Origin of the sequence: Empedobacter falsenii, assembly GCF_019308355.1 — a bacterium.
Lineage (GTDB): Bacteria > Bacteroidota > Bacteroidia > Flavobacteriales > Weeksellaceae > Empedobacter > Empedobacter falsenii_B.
Genome location: NZ_JAAGKM010000046.1, coordinates 1 through 18,420 on the forward strand (window position 1 = coordinate 1; position 18,420 = coordinate 18,420).

Annotated in this window: 22 protein-coding genes; 8 read left to right on the plus strand and 14 right to left on the minus strand. The window is 31.1% G+C overall.

Annotation, left to right across the window (positions count from 1 at the left end; all coding sequences use genetic code 11):
* Positions 1 to 176 precede the first annotated feature (176 nt).
* Positions 177 to 551, plus strand: a complete 375-nt coding sequence (locus tag G0Q09_RS12990) for an acyl-CoA thioesterase (RefSeq protein ID WP_371875741.1) — start codon at positions 177 to 179, stop codon at positions 549 to 551.
* A gap of 93 nt (positions 552 to 644) precedes the next feature.
* Entirely contained in the window at positions 645 to 1,175 is a 531-nt protein-coding gene (locus G0Q09_RS12995) for an adenine phosphoribosyltransferase (RefSeq protein WP_219035195.1), read from the plus strand.
* A 38-nt stretch (positions 1,176 to 1,213) separates the two neighbouring features.
* Here the strand turns inward: G0Q09_RS12995 and G0Q09_RS13000 are convergent, their stop codons facing one another.
* Positions 1,214 to 1,861, minus strand: a complete 648-nt coding sequence (locus G0Q09_RS13000; RefSeq protein WP_219035196.1) for a SanA/YdcF family protein — start codon at positions 1,859 to 1,861, stop codon at positions 1,214 to 1,216.
* Positions 1,862 to 1,970: 109 nt separating this feature from the next.
* Here G0Q09_RS13000 and G0Q09_RS13005 point away from each other — a divergent pair, with 109 nt between their 5' ends.
* The 3 genes from G0Q09_RS13005 (at position 1,971) to G0Q09_RS13015 (ending at position 3,530) form a co-directional block, all read left to right on the plus strand.
* Positions 1,971 to 2,762, plus strand: a complete 792-nt coding sequence (locus G0Q09_RS13005) for a HipA family kinase (protein ID WP_219035197.1) — start codon at positions 1,971 to 1,973, stop codon at positions 2,760 to 2,762.
* Positions 2,740 to 3,123: a DUF3037 domain-containing protein gene (locus G0Q09_RS13010; protein WP_125349073.1), complete on the plus strand. Its 384-nt coding sequence runs from the start codon at positions 2,740 to 2,742 to the stop codon at positions 3,121 to 3,123. The genes G0Q09_RS13005 and G0Q09_RS13010 overlap by 23 nt, the downstream gene beginning before the upstream one ends.
* Before the next feature lie 80 nt (positions 3,124 to 3,203).
* On the plus strand, positions 3,204 to 3,530 hold the full coding sequence (locus G0Q09_RS13015) for a single-stranded DNA-binding protein (RefSeq protein ID WP_125349072.1): 327 nt from the start codon (positions 3,204 to 3,206) through the stop codon (positions 3,528 to 3,530).
* 77 nt (positions 3,531 to 3,607) lie between these two features.
* Here the strand turns inward: G0Q09_RS13015 and G0Q09_RS13020 are convergent, their stop codons facing one another.
* The 9 genes from G0Q09_RS13020 to G0Q09_RS13060 all read right to left on the minus strand — a co-directional run bounded on the left by G0Q09_RS13020 (position 3,608) and on the right by G0Q09_RS13060 (position 12,050).
* Positions 3,608 to 4,831, minus strand: coding sequence for an aminotransferase class V-fold PLP-dependent enzyme (locus tag G0Q09_RS13020; protein WP_257468255.1), 1,224 nt, complete (start codon positions 4,829 to 4,831; stop codon positions 3,608 to 3,610).
* 136 nt (positions 4,832 to 4,967) lie between these two features.
* Entirely contained in the window at positions 4,968 to 6,287 is a 1,320-nt protein-coding gene (sufD, locus tag G0Q09_RS13025) for a Fe-S cluster assembly protein SufD (protein WP_219035198.1), read from the minus strand.
* Between the two features lie 78 nt (positions 6,288 to 6,365).
* Positions 6,366 to 7,121, minus strand: a complete 756-nt coding sequence (gene sufC / locus G0Q09_RS13030) for a Fe-S cluster assembly ATPase SufC (protein ID WP_219035199.1) — start codon at positions 7,119 to 7,121, stop codon at positions 6,366 to 6,368.
* 39 nt (positions 7,122 to 7,160) lie between these two features.
* Positions 7,161 to 7,505, minus strand: a complete 345-nt coding sequence (locus tag G0Q09_RS13035; RefSeq protein ID WP_219035200.1) for a four helix bundle protein — start codon at positions 7,503 to 7,505, stop codon at positions 7,161 to 7,163.
* A 44-nt stretch (positions 7,506 to 7,549) separates the two neighbouring features.
* Complete coding sequence (gene sufB / locus G0Q09_RS13040; protein WP_114999857.1) at positions 7,550 to 9,007, minus strand: Fe-S cluster assembly protein SufB; 1,458 nt, start codon at positions 9,005 to 9,007, stop codon at positions 7,550 to 7,552.
* A 4-nt stretch (positions 9,008 to 9,011) separates the two neighbouring features.
* Entirely contained in the window at positions 9,012 to 9,866 is an 855-nt protein-coding gene (locus G0Q09_RS13045) for a hypothetical protein (RefSeq protein ID WP_219035201.1), read from the minus strand.
* A gap of 1 nt (position 9,867) precedes the next feature.
* Entirely contained in the window at positions 9,868 to 10,197 is a 330-nt protein-coding gene (locus G0Q09_RS13050) for a HesB/IscA family protein (protein ID WP_125349067.1), read from the minus strand.
* A gap of 119 nt (positions 10,198 to 10,316) precedes the next feature.
* Positions 10,317 to 11,288 carry a tryptophan--tRNA ligase gene (trpS, locus tag G0Q09_RS13055; protein WP_114999852.1) on the minus strand — a complete coding sequence of 324 codons (972 nt, stop codon included), beginning with the start codon at positions 11,286 to 11,288 and terminating at the stop codon, positions 10,317 to 10,319.
* Positions 11,289 to 11,399: 111 nt separating this feature from the next.
* Positions 11,400 to 12,050: a hypothetical protein gene (locus G0Q09_RS13060; protein WP_219035202.1), complete on the minus strand. Its 651-nt coding sequence runs from the start codon at positions 12,048 to 12,050 to the stop codon at positions 11,400 to 11,402.
* A 121-nt stretch (positions 12,051 to 12,171) separates the two neighbouring features.
* Here G0Q09_RS13060 and G0Q09_RS13065 point away from each other — a divergent pair, with 121 nt between their 5' ends.
* From G0Q09_RS13065 to G0Q09_RS13075, 3 genes are all read left to right on the plus strand, one after another.
* On the plus strand, positions 12,172 to 13,113 hold the full coding sequence (locus G0Q09_RS13065) for an energy transducer TonB (protein WP_219035203.1): 942 nt from the start codon (positions 12,172 to 12,174) through the stop codon (positions 13,111 to 13,113).
* A gap of 177 nt (positions 13,114 to 13,290) precedes the next feature.
* Positions 13,291 to 13,485: a C4-dicarboxylate ABC transporter gene (locus G0Q09_RS13070; RefSeq protein WP_219035204.1), complete on the plus strand. Its 195-nt coding sequence runs from the start codon at positions 13,291 to 13,293 to the stop codon at positions 13,483 to 13,485.
* Positions 13,469 to 14,410: a PstS family phosphate ABC transporter substrate-binding protein gene (locus tag G0Q09_RS13075; protein WP_219035205.1), complete on the plus strand. Its 942-nt coding sequence runs from the start codon at positions 13,469 to 13,471 to the stop codon at positions 14,408 to 14,410. The genes G0Q09_RS13070 and G0Q09_RS13075 overlap by 17 nt, the downstream gene beginning before the upstream one ends.
* A gap of 36 nt (positions 14,411 to 14,446) precedes the next feature.
* On the opposite strand, the gene G0Q09_RS13080 is transcribed toward G0Q09_RS13075, so the two are convergent.
* From G0Q09_RS13080 to G0Q09_RS13095, 4 genes are read right to left on the minus strand one after another with little or no spacing between them, the layout of a single operon-like run.
* Positions 14,447 to 15,091 (minus strand): hypothetical protein, encoded by a 645-nt coding sequence (locus tag G0Q09_RS13080; protein ID WP_219035206.1) that lies wholly within the window; start codon positions 15,089 to 15,091, stop codon positions 14,447 to 14,449.
* 11 nt (positions 15,092 to 15,102) lie between these two features.
* Complete coding sequence (locus tag G0Q09_RS13085) at positions 15,103 to 16,062, minus strand: PorP/SprF family type IX secretion system membrane protein (protein ID WP_219035207.1); 960 nt, start codon at positions 16,060 to 16,062, stop codon at positions 15,103 to 15,105.
* A gap of 17 nt (positions 16,063 to 16,079) precedes the next feature.
* Positions 16,080 to 17,918, minus strand: coding sequence for a T9SS type B sorting domain-containing protein (locus tag G0Q09_RS13090; protein WP_219035208.1), 1,839 nt, complete (start codon positions 17,916 to 17,918; stop codon positions 16,080 to 16,082).
* Positions 17,911 to 18,054, minus strand: coding sequence for a hypothetical protein (locus tag G0Q09_RS13095; protein ID WP_219035209.1), 144 nt, complete (start codon positions 18,052 to 18,054; stop codon positions 17,911 to 17,913). The genes G0Q09_RS13090 and G0Q09_RS13095 overlap by 8 nt, the downstream gene beginning before the upstream one ends.
* Between the last annotated feature and the right edge of the window lie 366 nt (positions 18,055 to 18,420).

Below are 18,420 nucleotides of genomic sequence, written 5' to 3' on the forward strand. Positions count from 1 at the left end.
TTGCCTTGATTTTGTTTTGATAAGATCTTGACGATCTGAACTTCTGTAAAATTGCTTTGTTTCATAATTATCCCTAAGTTAATAAACTATATTTTTAAACGTTCCGTTTTTTAGGGAAGATTACAGAGAAGATAGAAGAAACCGAACAATTAAATGTTTTTCGCACCAAAACTCGTATTCTATATAAACACACCGATCAAATGAAAGTGGTTTATTATGGAAATTATCCTGAGTTTTATGAAATTGGTCGTGTAGAATTGATGCGCAAACGTGGTTTTCCTTATGCTGAATTGGAAGCAATGGGAATTCAGATGCCAATTATTGAAATGCATACAAAATATATTGGTAGCGCTTTGTACGATGAATTAATCGAAATTGAAACAACAGTTCATGAGCGTGACAAAGGTGTTCGCATTCGATTTGATTACAATATATATAATGAAGTGGGAAAAATAATTAATCAAGGATACACTATTTTATGTTGTATTGATGCCGAAACTCGTCGTCCTGTTCGTATTCCAGAACGTATTTGGACAAGTTTAGGTTTATAATATTATTTAGAATCATTAATTATTCGTTAAAACAAATTCTTGCAAATGATTTCTCATTAAATTTGTTCCTTAACAAAACATGATTAAAAACGAATGTCAACACTTCAAGAAAAAATCAATCAAACGATTGTAGACGTTATCGATTTTCCAAAAGAAGGAATTGTCTACAAAGACATTACTCCATTGTTCTTAAATTCTGAACTTTCGAATGAAATTGTAGACGCTTTTGTAGAAAAAGCAAAAGGTAAAGTGGATATTGTTTGTGGAATTGAAAGCCGTGGATTTTTGTACGGAATTCAGATTGCACAAAAATTAAAAGTTCCTTTTGTATTAATTCGTAAAGCTGGTAAATTACCTCCTCCAACAATTAGTCAATCTTATGATTTGGAATATGGACAAGCAACTATCGAAGTAAATTCGAATTACATCAAAGATGGTGCGCGAGTTCTAATTCACGACGATGTTTTAGCAACTGGTGGAACTGCCGAAGCTTGTGCTAAATTGGTAGAAAAATGTGGTGGAAAAACAACACAGTTTTCTTTTATTGTTGATTTAACTTTCCTACATGGTAAAGATAAATTAACATCTTTTACAACTGATATTGTTACTTTAACAGAATATTAAACTAAAAACTCCGCTCAAAATTTTGAGCGGAGTTTTTTTTATTTTTTAGGCGCTATAATCACTTCTGGCGCTCTTTCATTACCAATATCCAACAAAGCTTTTATATTCGCTAAAATTTCTCTAAAACTCTGTTTACCTTCCGTTTTATAAGGTCCGCTATCCGCATTATATCCAATACAATCCAATCCGAAAACTTTTCCTAAGAAAAGCGCTCTTTTGAGATGATAAGATTGAGAAATTAAAATCACTTTATCAAATTGATAAATATTTTTGGTTCTGTAGATTGTGCTATATGTATCCAAACCTGCTCCATCTAGATAAGTATCTTCAATTTTGACACCTCTATCCAACAAGTATTTTTCCATCACATCAATTTCATTAAAATTTTCGTGAAGTTTTTCTCCAGAAAGTAAAATCACATCCACTTGATCTTCCTTATAAAGTCGAATTGCAGCATCCAAACGATCTTTTAGAAAACGCGTTGGTTGTCCATTAGCTTGCACTTTTGCACCAAAAACAACTGCCACACGATAATTTGACGGAATATTTCCTTGATAATTGTAAATGTAATACGAAGTAAAAACTTGAATAATCAATGCAACGATCAAAGTAAAAACCGCTATTAATCCAACGACAAACATACTTTTACGCATTACAAATCTTCCTATTTTGACAAGTTTACTCAACTATCTTTTGTTTTAAAAAATTTTAACATTCAAAAGTCTATAAGTTTAGTGATATTTAAAAATTATAAATGTGAAAATTATTTTAAATTTTTCATCGTAATTTTAGAAAATGAATGAGATTGAGTTAAGAACAGTTACCGTTGAACGCTATTTGCAACCTTTACGCGAAGGAGGTTCTTTGCCTGCACTAGCTGATGCAGATGACGGTTTTAAATATGTTTTAAAATTTAAAGGTGCTGGTCATGGTCCTCGCATGTTGATTTCCGAATTGTTAGGAGGAGAAATTGCACGTGTTTTAGGATTTAAAGTTCCTGAATTAGTTTTTGCAAATTTGGACGAATATTTTGGTCAATCCGAAGCTGATGAAGAAATTCAGGATTTGTTAAAATTTAGCGAAGGAACTAATTTGGCTTTGCATTATTTATCTGGTGCAATCAATTATGATCCTGCTGTAATGAAAATTGATGATAAATTATCTTCTCAAATTGTTTGGTTAGATGCTTTTTTGACGAATGTTGATCGTACTTTTCGCAATACAAATATGTTAATGTGGCACAAAGAATTGTGGTTGATTGATCATGGTGCTTCCTATTATTTTCATCATTCGTGGGACAATTGGGAAAAAGCAGCTCTTGCACCCTTTACGCCAATTAAAGACCATGTTCTATTGAAAAATGCTACAAAACTTGAAGAAGTTGATACAGAATTTAAAGCGATTTTGAATGATGAAATCATTGATAAAATTGTCGATTTGATTCCTGATGAATGGTTAGAAACAGAAGTTACACATGCTACTCACGAAGAAATGAGAACGGTTTACAAAACATTTATCAAAACACGATTACAACATTCCGAACTTTTTATAAACGAAGCGAATAATGCCAGAAAAAATCTTATATGAGTATGCAATTCTTCGTTTGGTTCCTAAAGTTGAACGCGAAGAGTTTATCAATGTTGGAGTAATTTTATTTTCGAAAAAAGAAGATTATTTGAAAGTAAAATATTTTATTAATGATAGTAGAATCAATGCTTTTTGCCACGAATTAGATCTTGATTTTATTGACAGTAATTTGAATGCTTTGTCTAAAATTGCCGAAGGAATTCATCCCGAATCTGCTGTATCTAATTTCGAAACCCCTGAACGTTTTCGTTGGTTAACAGCTGTCAGAAGTTCGTCTATCCAAAGTTCTCGTCCGCATCCTGGTAAAACAACAAACCTTGATAAAACCTTGGATCAATTATATAAAGAACATGTTTTATAAAAGTTAAACGCTTAAAAACGAATGTTTTAAAAATATTTTCTTAAATTTGGTCATACATTAATTTTAAATTATTTATCGCCATGAGTACATTAAGAAACAAAGTTCAGCTAATTGGGAATGTTGGTAGCAATCCTGATGTTAAAACATTAGAAAACGAAAAGAAGTTTACAAAATTTAGTCTAGCAACGAACGAAAGCTACACAAATAGCAAAGGTGAGAAAGTTCAGCAAACGACGTGGCACAATTTAGTTGCTTACGGACCAATTGTAAATGTGATCGAAAAACATGTAGAAAAAGGGAAGCAACTTGCTATAGAAGGCAAATTGACTTACCGAGATTATCAAGATAAAGATGGTCAACAAAAAACGATTACAGAAATTATAATTGATGAAATTGTACTTCTTTAGCGTTTAAAATAAAAGGGAAACAGTGATGTTTCCCTTTTATTATTTTATAAGATTCCAAAATAAATTTGGAATATGAATTATCCTAACATTCGAATCGCGGTTTTTAGACCTTCAATAAATGTATCTATTTCTTCTTTTGTATTATAAACAGCGAATGAAGCTCGTACCGTTCCCGGAATATTGAAATGCTGCATAATTGGTTGTGCACAATGATGACCAGTACGAACAGCAATTCCTTTTTTATCCAAAATCATTCCGACATCAGATGAATGAACGCCGTCAAATTTTAAGTTGAAAGAAACTGCGCCAGAATGTTCTGCATCTTTTGCATAAATCTCCACTTCATCAAATTCTGATAGACGTTGAATTGTATAATCTACCAATTCTTTTTCGTAATCGTGAATCGTTTGCATTCCAATAGAATTGATAAAATCTACCGCAGCTCCAAGTCCGATAATTCCTGCAATATCTGGTGTACCAGCTTCGAATTTGAAAGGTAAACAAGCGTATGTTGAAACCTCCATTGTTACATCTTTTATCATCTCTCCTCCTCCGTGGAAAGGTGGTAATTCATTCAAAATATCTTCTTTTCCATACAAAATACCGATTCCAGTTGGACCGTACATTTTATGACCAGAAAAAACCAAGAAATCACAATCCATTGCTTGAACATCAATTGCAGTATGTGGAGCAGATTGTGCCGCATCAATCAAAACCCAAGCACCTTTTGCATGCGCTTTTTCGATAATTGTTTTGATCGGATTTACAACACCTAATGCATTTGAAACTTGATTAACACAAACTAATTTGGTTTTATCTGTCAATAAATCATCCAACTTCTCAATATCCAAAATACCTTCTGCAGTTAACGGAATATATTTTAGTTTAGCACCAGTTCGCTGACACAACAATTGCCAAGGAACGATATTAGAATGATGCTCGATTTCGGTAATAATAATTTCATCATCGGCTGATAAAACATTACGAAGTGAATTAGAAACTAAATTAATTCCTTCCGTCGTTCCACGCGTAAAAATAATTTCGTAATCGTGTTTCGCATTGATAAATTTCTGAATCTTACGACGCGATTCTTCCATCAAATCTGTTGCTTCTTGACTTAATGTATGAATTCCACGATGTACATTTGCATTGTACTTTTCGTAATATTCGTCCAAAACATCTAAAACAACTTTCGGTTTTTGAGAAGTTGCACCATTATCTAAATAAACCAATGGTTTTCCGTTGACTTCTCTATTTAAAATTGGAAATTGACTTCTTATTTGTTGAATATCTATTGACATTTTTTTAAGTTTTGAGTAATGAGTTATGAGTGATGTGTAATAAAAAAGTAAGTATTCAAAATAGTTTCAAATACTTACTTTATATTTCAAAATAAGTTCAACTTAAAACTTATTACGTATAACTCAGAACTATATTTTATAATTCGAAATCTAAACTAACTCCTAATTTTTTTGCAATTATAGAGTTAACTCGATTTGAGATTTGTGGAATTTGTACATGTCGCAAAGCGTCTGCAGCAAAGGCATACAATAACATTGCTTTCGCTTCTTTCTTTGGAATACCACGTTGTTGCATATAGAACAAAGATTCTTCTTCTAATTGTCCAACTGTACATCCGTGCGAACATTTTACATCATCAGCAAAAATCTCTAATTGAGGTTTTGTATTAATTGAAGCTCCATCAGATAATAAAACATTATTATTTTGTTGGAATGCATTCAATTTTTGCGCTTCTTTGTGAACATAGATTTTACCATTGAAAACTCCTTGCGCTTTCTCATCATAAATTCCTTTGTACAATTCGTGCGACTCACAATTCGGGAAATTATGCTCCACAAATGTATGATGATCGATATGTTGTTTTCCATCAATCACCGTAATTCCGTCCATTACAGAGTTACAATTTTCTCCATTTTGGAAGAAATTCAAATTGTTACGTACAATTTTTCCTCCAAAAGCAAACGTAAATACATTGGCACGAGAATCTCTTTCTTGATTGATGTATGTATTATCAACTAAAGAAGCATCGTTAGAATCATTTTGGAATTTGTACCAATGAATCTCAGAATTACGTCCAACATTCACCTCCGAAACAACATTTGTTAAGTTTGCTTTTTCGTCTAATGTTTGATGTCTTTCGATAATTTGAACTTGCGCATTATCTCCAACTACAACCAAATTACGTGGTTGATACATCGCTTCTTGAGAAGCTCCTGTTGAGAAATAAACAATCTGAATTGGCTTAGATAAAATTACATTATTTGGAACATAAATGTAAGCTCCATCTTTTGCAAAAGCTGTATTTAAAGCAACTAAACTTTCACCTTTTTTCGCAATTTTTCCGTAATAATTCTCAATTACAGCTTGATGAGTTGTTTTATGCATTGCGCTTGACAAGACACAAATATCAGCTTCATCATGTGTTGTATTTGACAAAAACGAAGAATATTTTCCATTAATGAATACGATTGTGTACGTATCGATATCATTAATCAAATATTTCTTGATGTCTTTGTACTCAATTGCAACTTCGTCTTCTGGGAACAATTTGTAATCCACCTTCAACAAAGGAGCAAGATTTGTATATTTCCATTCTTCGTCTTTACGTGTCGGAAAACCTTTTTGATTAAAGATTTCGATGGCTTCTTGACGTAAACCTTCGATTTCTTTATTCACTTTGTTTTTTTCGTTGAACACTAAATGACGAGAAACTAAATTTTCTTTTAAATCAATCATTTTAGATATTGTATTAATGTATTATGTAAGAAGTAAAAAGTACTTTGGACTTAATACATTTTACATTTTACAAAATGTTTAGATTCCTGCTTCTTCTTTTACCCAGTCGTAACCTTTTGCTTCTAATTCTAAAGCTAATTCTTTACCACCAGATTTAATGATTTTTCCGTCTGCTAAAACGTGTACAAAATCAGGAACGATATAGTCTAATAAACGTTGGTAGTGTGTAATTACTAACACTCCATTGTTTTCATTTTTGAATTCGTTTACACCATCCGCAACAATACGTAAAGCATCAATATCTAAACCAGAATCAGTTTCATCTAAGATGGCTAATTTTGGGTTTAACATTAACATTTGGAAAATTTCGTTACGTTTTTTCTCACCTCCAGAGAAACCTTCGTTAAGCGAACGAGATAAGAAATCTTTTTTGATTCCTAATAATTCAGCTTTTGCACGAATTTCTTTCAACATTTCAGAAGCTCCCATTTCTTCTAAACCTTGCGCTTTACGCGTTTCGTTGATAGAAGTTTTGATGAAGTTTGTTACAGAAACTCCAGGAATTTCGATTGGATATTGGAAAGACATAAAAATTCCTTTTTGTGCTCTTTCTTCTGGTGCTAATTCTAAGATTGATTCATTATCAAACTCGATATCACCATCGGTTACTTCGTAATCTTCTTTACCTGTAATAACGTTAGATAAAGTTGATTTTCCTGCACCATTAGGTCCCATAATCGCGTGAACTTCACCTGGATTAATTTGAAGGTTTAAACCTTTTAAAATTTCGCGCTCTTCGATACGAGCATGTAAGTCTTTTATATTTAATAACATAATCTAATTTGTAAATTAGTTAATGTGATAATTCTTTAATTATCTTGATTTTGATGTACTTATAATTTTATTCACAATTTTAGAAATGTTTACCAATTTATCAGATAAACTTTCTGTATTTGGATAATTTTTAGATAATTGACATAATTCTAACCAATACTTGGTTTCATCAATTTCTTTTGCTGCAATCTTAAACTTGTGAATAAAATCATTCAAGCTTTCAGCGTTTTGAGCTTCTCTAATATTTGCTCCTATTGAAGTTCCTGATTTTAATAATTGATTTGAAATAACAAATTTCTTATCCAATTCAAGTTCTTCACAATATTCTATAATTAATAGTGAAAATTCTAAAGTTAATTTTAAAATGATATTATCTTTTTCCATCATTAACTCATTAACAAATTATCACATCAACTCATTATTAATAACTATCCTACAGAACCTTCTAATGAGATTTCTAATAATTTTTTCGCTTCAACGGCAAACTCCATTGGTAATTTGTCTAATACTTCGCGGCTAAATCCGTTTACGATTAATGCAATCGCTTTTTCAGTATCGATACCACGTTGATTACAATAGAACAATTGATCTTCACCAATTTTAGAAGTTGTTGCTTCGTGTTCTAATTGAGCCGATTTATTTTCGATTTCGATGTAAGGGAAAGTATGCGCACCACACTCGTTACCCATCAACAATGAATCACATTGAGAGAAGTTACGTGCTCCTTCAGCGTTTTTCATCACTTTCACCAAACCACGGTAAGAGTTTTGAGATTTACCAGCAGAAATACCTTTCGAAATAATTGTCGATTTTGTATTCTTACCGATGTGAATCATTTTTGTTCCTGTATCCGCTTGTTGATAATTATTTGTTACCGCAATTGAGTAAAACTCACCTACCGAATTATCTCCTTTTAAGATACAAGATGGATATTTCCATGTTACCGCAGAACCTGTTTCAACTTGCGTCCACGATACTTTTGCATTTTTCTCGCAAACTGCACGTTTTGTTACAAAGTTGAAAACTCCACCTTTTCCTTTATCATCACCAGGATACCAGTTTTGTACAGTAGAATATTTGATCTCAGCATCATCCATAATGATTAACTCAACCACAGCAGCGTGTAATTGGTTTTCATCACGCATTGGCGCTGTACAACCTTCTAAATACGAAACATAAGCACCTTCGTCCGCAATTAATAAAGTACGCTCAAACTGTCCTGTTCCTGCAGAGTTGATACGGAAATACGTTGATAATTCCATTGGACAACGAACACCTTTTGGAATATAACAGAATGATCCGTCCGAGAAAACTGCCGAGTTTAAAGCTGCATAAAAGTTATCTGTTGGCGGAACTACTTTACCAATGTATTTTTTCACCAATTCTGGATGTTCTTTAATTGCTTCCGAAATTGACATAAAAATAATTCCTTTTTCTGCTAATGTTTCGCGGAAAGTTGTTTTTACTGAAACTGAATCAAAAACCACATCAATCGCAACTCCAGACAAACGTTTTTGTTCATCTAAAGAAATTCCTAATTTCTCGAAAGTCTTTAATAATTCAGGATCAACTTCGTCTAAACTTGCTAATTCTTTCTTTGGTTTTGGAGCTGCATAATACTGAATAGCCTGAAAATCTGGCTTTTCGTAAGTTACGTTTGCCCATTCTGGTTCTTCCATTTTAACCCAAGCGCGGTAAGCTTCCAAACGCCATTCCGTCATCCACTCAGGCTCCTCTTTTTTGGCTGAAATAGCACGCACGATATCTTCATTCAATCCAACTGGGAATTCTTCATATTCCATTTCAGTCGTCCAACCAAACTCATATTGCTTTTGGCTAGCAAGATCTTCACGTAGATCGTCTTCTGTATATTTTGTGTTACTCATCTTATTATTTATAAAATGTATAGGTAAAATTAAACTGTAAAGGTTGCTGTTTATCAGCTTTATTTCCTAAAAATTTGAATTCTTTTAATCGTTGATTTTGATCTAAAATCACCTCAAATTGTGGTTGATTATTTTTCGAAATCTGATATTTATTTTGAGCAATTAATTTAATTTCTGACCAAGGTCCTTCTACCAAATTAATTCTTTCTGTTTTTGGCGCAACATCTGGCGTATATTCTTTTATTTTGAATGGCACCTTAAATGTTGAATTGCTATAACAAATCTTATTAATGTCTTGACCTAATGATTTTGTAATTCTACAATCATGCATTAATCGGTCTTCGAAACCAATTTTCTGCTCCATATAGGTTTTCTTCAACATCACATCTCCTTCTAACCAAATGATATCAAAAAGTTTATTTCCGTTTTTGACATACATATTTTCTTGGTCGTAAAAGAATTGATTTGTTTTTGCTTCACTTCCTTTTCTTGCTATTGTTTCGGCAGAAATTAAACCATCTTTGTACGTATAACTTACTTTAGTTGGTGTTGCGACCTCATCTGTCAATTCAAAATCAAGAAGATTTCCTGTCACATCATAATTTGCTTTGTACGCAACTTTTTTGTTTGATGCATTGGTAATGGTGATTGTTTTGATTTTTGATTCGTCTAAATCCAACGCTTTTATAAAAGGTTTTACATTAAACAAACCGAAAAATAGTTGTTCTGAATAAGCTTTATTCAATTTTTTTGAAGATTCGGTTGGTTGAAAAACCATCAAATCTTTTTCTACAATTGTATTTTGTCCAAAAGCAACAAAACCAATCAAAAACGTAACGAATAAAGCTATTTTTTTCATCTTAAACAGCAAAACTTTCTCCACAACCGCACGTGCGCGATGCATTTGGATTATTGAATACGAAACCTTTTCCATTCAATCCTCCCGAATATTCTAATGTCATTCCAACAAGGTATAAAAATGATTTTTTGTCAACCAAAATTCTTACACCATTGTCGTCAAACAATTTGTCATCTGCATTTTGTTCTTTTGTAAACTCTAAATTATAGTTTAAACCTGAACATCCTCCACTTGTTACTCCTACACGTACAAAAGATTCTTCGATAGAAGTTCCTTCTTCTTGTAAAAGTGAAATTATTTTATTTTTTGCTGATTCTGAAACCTTAATCATTTTATTCTAATTTTATATTGCAAAGATACTTATTTAAAATGACTTCAAATAATGAACGATATAAATATTAACAATCGCTTAAGTTATATTATTTATCGCCAACTTACAATTTGATCAAATTACTTCAATCCCAATTTGTTTCGTGTACGTTTCAATACTTTTTGTGCAACATCTCTTGCTTTCAATGCTCCATTTTCTAAAAATGCATCCAAAGTCACTTTATCATTCATCAATTCATCAAACTTAGTACGCGCATCAGCATATTTCTCTAAAATCAATTCGTATAAAGCCTGTTTTGCATGACCATATCCGTAACCTCCATTCAAATAATTTTGACGCATTTCCTCTATTTGTTCTGGCGTTGCCAATAATTTGTATAAAGCAAAAACATTGTCTGTATCTGGATTTTTTGGATCTTCTAATGGCGTTGAATCCGTTTCAATCGACATTACTTGCTTGCGCAATTGTTTTTCTGGTAAGAAAATATTGATGAAATTATTTCTTGATTTAGACATTTTGTTTCCATCAGTTCCTGGAATCAACATAATATTTTCGTCGATTGCAGCTTGTGGTAAAACAAAATTTTCTCCCATTTGGTGATTGAATTTTTCGGCAACACTACGTGTAATTTCTAAATGTTGCAATTGATCTTTCCCAACAGGTACAACTTCAGCATCATACAATAAAATATCCGCAGCCATCAAAATTGGATACGTAAATAATCCTGCATTTACATCTGCTAAATAATCTGCTTTATCCTTGAAAGAATGCGCTAAAGTAAGACGTTGAAATGGAAAGAAGTTCAATAAATACCATGTTAATTCTGTTGTTTCAGTCACATCAGATTGACGATAAAAAACTACTTTCGAAGGATCTAAACCTAATGCCAGCCAAGTTGCAGCCACTTCGTACGTATTTTGTTTTAACACTTCCGCATCTTTTATTTGCGTTAAAGCGTGTAAATCAGCAATAAAAATGAAAGAGTCATTTCCTTCTTTCTCCGTTAATTCGATTGCTGGAGAAATTGCTCCTAAAATATTTCCTAAGTGCGGAGTTCCAGTAGCTTGAACTCCTGTAAGTATTCTTGGCATTTGTTTAAAAATTTAAGGAGCAAAGATAAACTTAATCAACGAAATGCACCAATTGTAACGAGAAGTTTATTTGAATTAATTGACAAGAATGACGAAAAACATATGGATCAACTAAAAAAGCTTCCCAATTTGTCGAAATGGCCAAGAAATTGTCTGACCTACTTTTTTGAAGAAATGTGTTTTTTTATAATAAACAACTTCTCCTAAAAGAACATCACCAATTTCAGTTTTTATATTCTGACAAATAGAAGGATTTGTAAAAGTAAACTCTTTAATTCCATAACTATCATATTCTAAAGTATAAGAATCTTTATTAATCGGAACTTTTATTTTAAACTCACCATTTTCATTTGTATATACAATATTTTTCGAATTTTTAAGATTTACTGGAATATCATATTCTGGAAAACCATTACCATCATTAATAATTCCTTGCACTACAATCGAATCATTTTCTGTTTGTGCTTTTGTGATAGTTGAAAAGCTTAAAAATCCAACTAAAGAAGAAAGTTGTAACCATCTTTTGGATTGATTAGAAATAGATTTTGAAGCTTCGTATGAATTAAATTGTTCTAAATTTCTGGTTTTAATTTTTACACAAGCGGTAGGATTATCATTCAGAAAAGTTTTTAATTCTTTGAACGAATAATGGTCCAAATTGTGAACACATTTAGAACAAACATCACAAAACTTTTGTTGTGACTCCGCATCCTTCATTTCGTTCCAATTCTGATTGCATTTTTTATCAATTTGTAGCTGCATAAAAATCTACTTTTCAATAAAATTAAACTTTTTTCGAAAATTTTTCAAACCTCAACCAACCTTTTTGCAAAAAGATGAATCTATAAAGAAAAAAGATTCATTAACCTTAAATTATATTGATATGAGTAACAAAGCTTTTTTAGACATTCTTTTCGAAAACCGAAACAAAGAATATGGTGCGTACCAACTAAGACAAGTTGCAAACCACGATTTGATGAAATCTCTTTTTGTTGGGATTGGTATTGTTGCATTAATTACTGGTGGAACTATTTATGCAAATAATAAAACAATGAATAATGAAATAACAAAAAAAGATGATGGTGTAATTGTTATTTTAGATAATGTGACTCCTCCTGATAAAAAAATAGAAGAAGTAACTCCTCCAAAAGAAGATCCACCGATGGAAGAAAAAACAATTCAATTAAAAACAGATCAGGCGAAACATATTATTCCAACTCCAACAGAAAGTCCAAAAGTTGAAGAAACTATAAAATCTGTTGACGAACTAAAAGGAAAAGATTTAGGCGTTTTTAATAGAAATGGTGATAAATCTAATGGACAAGTTGGTGGTGGAGAAGTAAGTGACGAAGGAAATAAAGTAGGTAAACAAAATACGGACATTCCAGAAGGTCCAAAAACTCCAGAACCTAAAAAACCTGATGTTGCAATTTCAGCGAAAAATGCTGCAGTAATGGCAATTTATCCTGGTTGTGAAAGTGAGAGCAAAAAAGGAAATGCAGCTTTAACAAAATGTATGAGTGATAAAATCTCGAAAGAGTTAGGTGGAGAATTAAGTGATTTTGCCGAAACTGCTTCTCGAAATAATATTGGTTCAGCGGTTGCAAAAATGCAATTTATTGTAAACAAAAATGGAGAAATTTCACAAGTAAAACCGTTAAGTGGAAGTAATCAAGATTTAGGCAAAGAAGCTAAATCTGCGTTGGAGCGTATCAATAAACAAATTCTAAGAAAAGGTAAAAAAATAACGCCTGCAAAATTAGAAGATGGTTCGGATGCAAATTTAATCTTTTCAATTCCTGTTAGATTTCAAACAAACGAATAATTAATAATACTTTTCTTTCTGAAACCATTGCATTCATTTTTTTGAGTGTGATGGTTTCTATTGTTTAAGAAATTGAATATCTATTCAGAAAAAGTTCCTTTAAATGCATATTTGTCGTATAAAATTTAAGTTTTAAGTCAATCTTAACACAATAAAATTGTAACTTCGTCGCGAATTATGAATAAGAATATTGTTTACGGATTGATTGGTTTCGGTTATTTTTTGATCGGAATTTTTACTTGGAAATATCAGTTTTTCATCATCAAATTAGATGAAACAAAAGCGATGTTATTGGGTATTTTATTTATTGTTTATGGCGCTTTTCGTGTTTATCGCGGTATAAAATCTTATAAAAATGATCAAAAAAATTAGTTTACTTTCACTTTCGGCCTTTCTTATTTTTTCCACTTTTAGTTGTAAAGACAAAGAAAAACAGACAAAAGCTGAACAAAAAACTGCTGTAAAACGCGCTTTACACGAATACGGAGATTTGGCAATGACGGTAGATCCAAGTTTTAAAAATTTAGCGCAGTCGTTGGCAGATATGTACATGGTTGATTATCCAGATGTGAAAATTACGATTAACGAAGAGATTGAAGAAAAAGCTATCAAAGATTTTTATGAAGGGAAGATTCCTATTTTGATGGTAAGTAAGCCTTTAACAAAAGCTCAACAACAACATTTATTCAATAAAACAACAACAAAATATATTTCTTCTGTAATTGCATTAGACGCAACAGTTTTTATTACCTCTGTTGATAATTCAATCAACTCTATCTCGATGAATGATATTAAGGATAATTTGTATAAAAATGATCCGAAAATAACATTTGTTTACGATCATCCAAACTCTGCCAATTACAATACAATAAATGATAAATTAAAATTATCTGTAGAAAATGGCGCAAAAGTAACAGCTATGGGCGATGCAGAAAAAGTGATTGATTTTGTACAAAAAGATAAAACTGCAATCGGAATTATTGGATTGAATATTTTAAGTGATAAAGGAAATCCGAAAGTTGAAGAATATCTTAAAAAGGTAAAAATATTATCAATTGCAGATGATAAAGGAAATTTAGCATTGCCAACTATTCCGAATTTGAAATATGGTGTTTATCCTTTTTATCGTCAAATTTATATTTTGAAAAATGAAGTTGGTTTCGGAATTGGAGCTGGTTTCACAAGGTTTGCAGGTTCGCAACGTGGACAAAAAATTGTAACACGCGAAAGTCTTCAACCTTATTATATTTATAAACGTGAAGTTCAAATTAATAATCTAGAACAACCCTTACAATAAAAACAGAAAACCTTCCGAAATGGAAGGTTTTTTTGGTTATTTTCTATTATCTATCTCTTTTCTTAATTCTATTATATGTTTGAAATTAGACAGATCTTCTTCATTCAAACTATACCATTCAATCCAATCTATACGCATTGTTGTGTCATATTCTCCTAACAAAGCATCAAGTAAAATATAAATTGTATTTTGCATTTGTCCACTACCATCAAAATTCTTGATGTATAAATCTATTCCATATAAACCTTCATTTATAGACGATTTATAATACAAATCATCATAAGATATTTCATAATCATTGTAACGAATCCCTAAATTATCATTACCAATTCTTTGGCGAAAAGCAATAATATTCCAATTTTTGAATTTCGGAGATTGTTTAACTAGTTTTTCAACTGATACAAAACTCTCTTTTAAACCATCAGCCGAAATCGTAAATTCTCTTTTCCCATTTTCTAATATTGGACTTGAATTAAAAGCTAAATTTGAATCAACCTTTACTAATTCATTTCTAATCTTATCATACAATTCTAATTGTAATTCTTTGCTATCTATATTATCATAAATGTATTTTTCATTTTTTTTAAACCAATTCCAAAAATTAGTTTCTGGACTTGACTTACAAAAACTAAAAGATGAACAACCAACAATAAATAGGACTAAAAGTAAAATTTTATTCATTATTCATAATATTAATCAAATCTTGCTCCCCAAGGGTTTTGCAAATCGAAACCTAAACTAAATAACATTCCGTTCTTGCGACCATCAACTTGATAATCTGATAAACCAATATCGTAGGAAATTCCAGCTTTTAAAGAACCAACTTTAAACTTTAGGATTGGTGAAACAAACAACGGATTGCTATTTTTAGAATCCATTCCTTGCTTGTACCCTACTCCAATATCAACGCCTTGATTATTGTCTCCAAAACCAATATGCGACATCAAGTTTATATCCAAATGACGCTCCGAATTCGAGTTCAAATTATACACCAAAGAAGGTTCTAACGCAATTCCTTCGGAAACGTTCCATTTATATCCAACATTGAAATAATACCACGTTGGCAAAGGCTCTACATTGTTCACATAATACACATTTTGGCTTAACGGAATATCCAAAACCGACACTCCAGCGGAGAAACCAGCATATTTGAAAGATAATCCCAAATTCGCAAAATATGTAGAATATTTATCTTCTTGTAAAGCAGGGTCATTCGGATCTTCTGCGATAATTTTTGAATAATCAAAACGTTGCGAAACATTAGAGGCACCAACACCGAAAGAGAAAACATTGATTTCATCTCCATCATAACTTCTATCATCAATAGGAATGTGATATGCTGCATTAATTCCGAAACCAGTCATTTTAACTGCCCCATTTCTATCGTTGAAAAATTGCATTCCCAACGCCAAACGATCTACAATAATTCCGTGAGCACTTACCGTTTGTGTACTTGGACTTTCAGGTAAATCGTCCCACTGATTGCGATGCGTTCCTGTTATAGAAATCACATTCGGGTCTTGTCCTGCGTACGAAGGATTAATTAACATTTTATCACTCACCAAATAGTGATTATAAAACGGTAACCCTTGTTGTGCTTCTACTTTATAAAGTGAGAATAGAGTTAATATGAATAGTGTTATTTTTTTCATAAATATGTTTCAATCAATTAATTGATTTTTCGTTTAACTAATATACTACCAGAATATAAAACTTGCAAATCATCTGATTGCTTCGAGAATTCTAACAAATACCAATATGTCCCATCTGCAACAGGTTTACCATTTAGCGTTCCGTCCCATTTTATAATATCTGTTCCTTCTTGTGTCAATATCTGTTTTCCGTAACGGTCAAAAATAATCAATTTGTACGAATTTGATGTATCGGTAACTTTACCATCTTTTGTCATTGGTTGCCAAATATCATTAAAACCATCATTATTTGGAGTTACAACATTTGGTAAAGCAAGGTAAATAACATTTTTACGCTCCGAAACTCCACAATTATTCAATCTTACTCTTACTGTAAAATTATTATTTTTGATATTATCTGGAATAATTAATTCATTCTTTGTTTGCCAATCTACAATTACTTTTCCATCAGAATCAAACAACGCATATTCTAACTTTCCATTTCCTTTTGCAGAAACAATTATACTTTTTTCGTTGATTGTAATTTTATCAATTGTAGGCAATACTGAAAGAGAAACAACTAACGTTTTAACAATAGAACAACCCGATAATTTATCTTCAATTGTAATTTTATAATTACCTGCATCAAGCTCAAAAATATATGTTCCTAAAATTCTAGTTCCATCTTCTTTTTCTACCTCATAATAATACTTATCGTAATCTGTTTGAGTTGTAAAATCTAACTTATATTTTTCTCCTGTACACAATGGATCTGGATTTTCAACCTCGATATTAGGTAAAGAATTTTTCTTGTAGTTTAATTTTAAGGTAATCACACCACAATAGTCCAAATTATAAAAATCAACATCTACTGAACCTTGATTAGAATTAAATTGATCAAAAATTTGATCTTTTGTTTTAGAACTTGTTAAAGAATAATTAGTTTGAATGTAATCTAAAATTGCTTGAATTTGAGTTTTCGCATCATCGTTTTCACCTTCACAAAAAACAATTGGATTCGCTTTTGTATAACTTTCTAATGAAGGAACATCAACAATTAAATCTTGTTTTTTATTGACCGTTAATTCTACAGCTGTTAAACAAATCTCTCTTAATGTATTTTTAAATTCAATTGGAATATTCAAAGAAGTATTTCCTCCAAAATTCAATATTCTTTGGATAGAATTTCCTTGAATATATTCTGTTCCATCAATAAATATTTTGTAATCAAAAACATTTAGTCCGAAATTATTTTTTAATAAATCATCATCAATTGTTAATGTTTCTCCTTCGCAAAACACACCTGAAAATGTTGCAGATACAACATTTGGTTGATTAACTGTTTTTACAATTAAATACATATCTTCTGAAAAACAGCTTTCACCAACTTTTTTTATTTTAAAACTTAATGTTTGATTAGAATTTGCATTAACATTAACTGGTAAAAATGGTGTTCCATCTAAATTAAAAATATCAAAATCTGTAATGTTTGAAATTCCAAATTTATCTTTAATATGTTCTTTTATTTCATCTATATCAAAAGTATAATTTTGTGTCACACCTAAACAAACAGGATTGAATAAAACTTCAAAAGGTTTTGTAGGAATAGAAGAATCATTTAACGTAATTTTCAACGGAGCTGTAGATTCACAAAAACCAGCTTTATTTCCTGTAATTGATAAATTAAAACTTGTTTGTGTTCTATTGTTGTAAATCTCATTATACAAATTTTGAAGTTGTGATTCAATATAACTTGTACCATTATAAACCAAATTTATAGTAACTAAATTATCATTCTTTTTTACATTATTGATGATTAATTCAAATTCAGAAAAAGAAAAATCACTTCGGCAAAAAGTTAAAGTCAAATTATCCAAATCTACATTTGTTTTTTTTCTTAACTGTAAACTCTACAATATTACTTGTACAAGATGCATCAGAACGATCTTCAATCTGAACATTAAACTTAGCTTCATTCCCAATAAAATTATAAGGTGTTGTTGGCATATTCACTAAACGATAAATAGTTGAGTCAACTCCTAAAGCAGTTAAAATTTCAGCTTCTGATAAAATTTCAGTATTACAAACTTCTGCAAATTTTCCAGAAGGTAAAATAGGATTTGAGTTAATTAGCTTAAATTCAACTTCTCTTGAAAATAAATCTATAGAACAGAACTCAGCACCAATATATTTTAATTTGATTCTATAATTATTAGAATTATTTAAAGGAATATTTCCATTAACAATTGCGTTGTAATCTTCCCTAAAAACCGGAACGTTTAAAAATATAGTTTATTAACTTAGGGATAATTATGAAACAAAGCAATTTTACAGAAGTTCAGATCGTCAAGATCTTATCAGAACAAAATCAAGGCAAAA

Coding starts and splice junctions, on each gene's coding strand:
- G0Q09_RS12995 (WP_219035195.1), top strand. CDS start 645: ATGTCAACACTTCAAGAAAAAATCAATCAAACGATTGTAGACGTTATC.
- G0Q09_RS13005 (WP_219035197.1), top strand. CDS start 1,971: ATGAATGAGATTGAGTTAAGAACAGTTACCGTTGAACGCTATTTGCAA.
- G0Q09_RS13010 (WP_125349073.1), top strand. CDS start 2,740: ATGCCAGAAAAAATCTTATATGAGTATGCAATTCTTCGTTTGGTTCCT.
- G0Q09_RS13015 (WP_125349072.1), top strand. CDS start 3,204: ATGAGTACATTAAGAAACAAAGTTCAGCTAATTGGGAATGTTGGTAGC.
- G0Q09_RS13020 (WP_257468255.1), bottom strand. CDS start 4,831: ATGTCAATAGATATTCAACAAATAAGAAGTCAATTTCCAATTTTAAAT.
- sufD (WP_219035198.1), bottom strand. CDS start 6,287: ATGATTGATTTAAAAGAAAATTTAGTTTCTCGTCATTTAGTGTTCAAC.
- sufC (WP_219035199.1), bottom strand. CDS start 7,121: ATGTTATTAAATATAAAAGACTTACATGCTCGTATCGAAGAGCGCGAA.
- G0Q09_RS13035 (WP_219035200.1), bottom strand. CDS start 7,505: ATGGAAAAAGATAATATCATTTTAAAATTAACTTTAGAATTTTCACTA.
- sufB (WP_114999857.1), bottom strand. CDS start 9,007: ATGAGTAACACAAAATATACAGAAGACGATCTACGTGAAGATCTTGCT.
- G0Q09_RS13045 (WP_219035201.1), bottom strand. CDS start 9,866: ATGAAAAAAATAGCTTTATTCGTTACGTTTTTGATTGGTTTTGTTGCT.
- G0Q09_RS13050 (WP_125349067.1), bottom strand. CDS start 10,197: ATGATTAAGGTTTCAGAATCAGCAAAAAATAAAATAATTTCACTTTTA.
- trpS (WP_114999852.1), bottom strand. CDS start 11,288: ATGCCAAGAATACTTACAGGAGTTCAAGCTACTGGAACTCCGCACTTA.
- G0Q09_RS13060 (WP_219035202.1), bottom strand. CDS start 12,050: ATGCAGCTACAAATTGATAAAAAATGCAATCAGAATTGGAACGAAATG.
- G0Q09_RS13065 (WP_219035203.1), top strand. CDS start 12,172: ATGAGTAACAAAGCTTTTTTAGACATTCTTTTCGAAAACCGAAACAAA.
- G0Q09_RS13070 (WP_219035204.1), top strand. CDS start 13,291: ATGAATAAGAATATTGTTTACGGATTGATTGGTTTCGGTTATTTTTTG.
- G0Q09_RS13075 (WP_219035205.1), top strand. CDS start 13,469: ATGATCAAAAAAATTAGTTTACTTTCACTTTCGGCCTTTCTTATTTTT.
- G0Q09_RS13080 (WP_219035206.1), bottom strand. CDS start 15,091: ATGAATAAAATTTTACTTTTAGTCCTATTTATTGTTGGTTGTTCATCT.
- G0Q09_RS13085 (WP_219035207.1), bottom strand. CDS start 16,062: ATGAAAAAAATAACACTATTCATATTAACTCTATTCTCACTTTATAAA.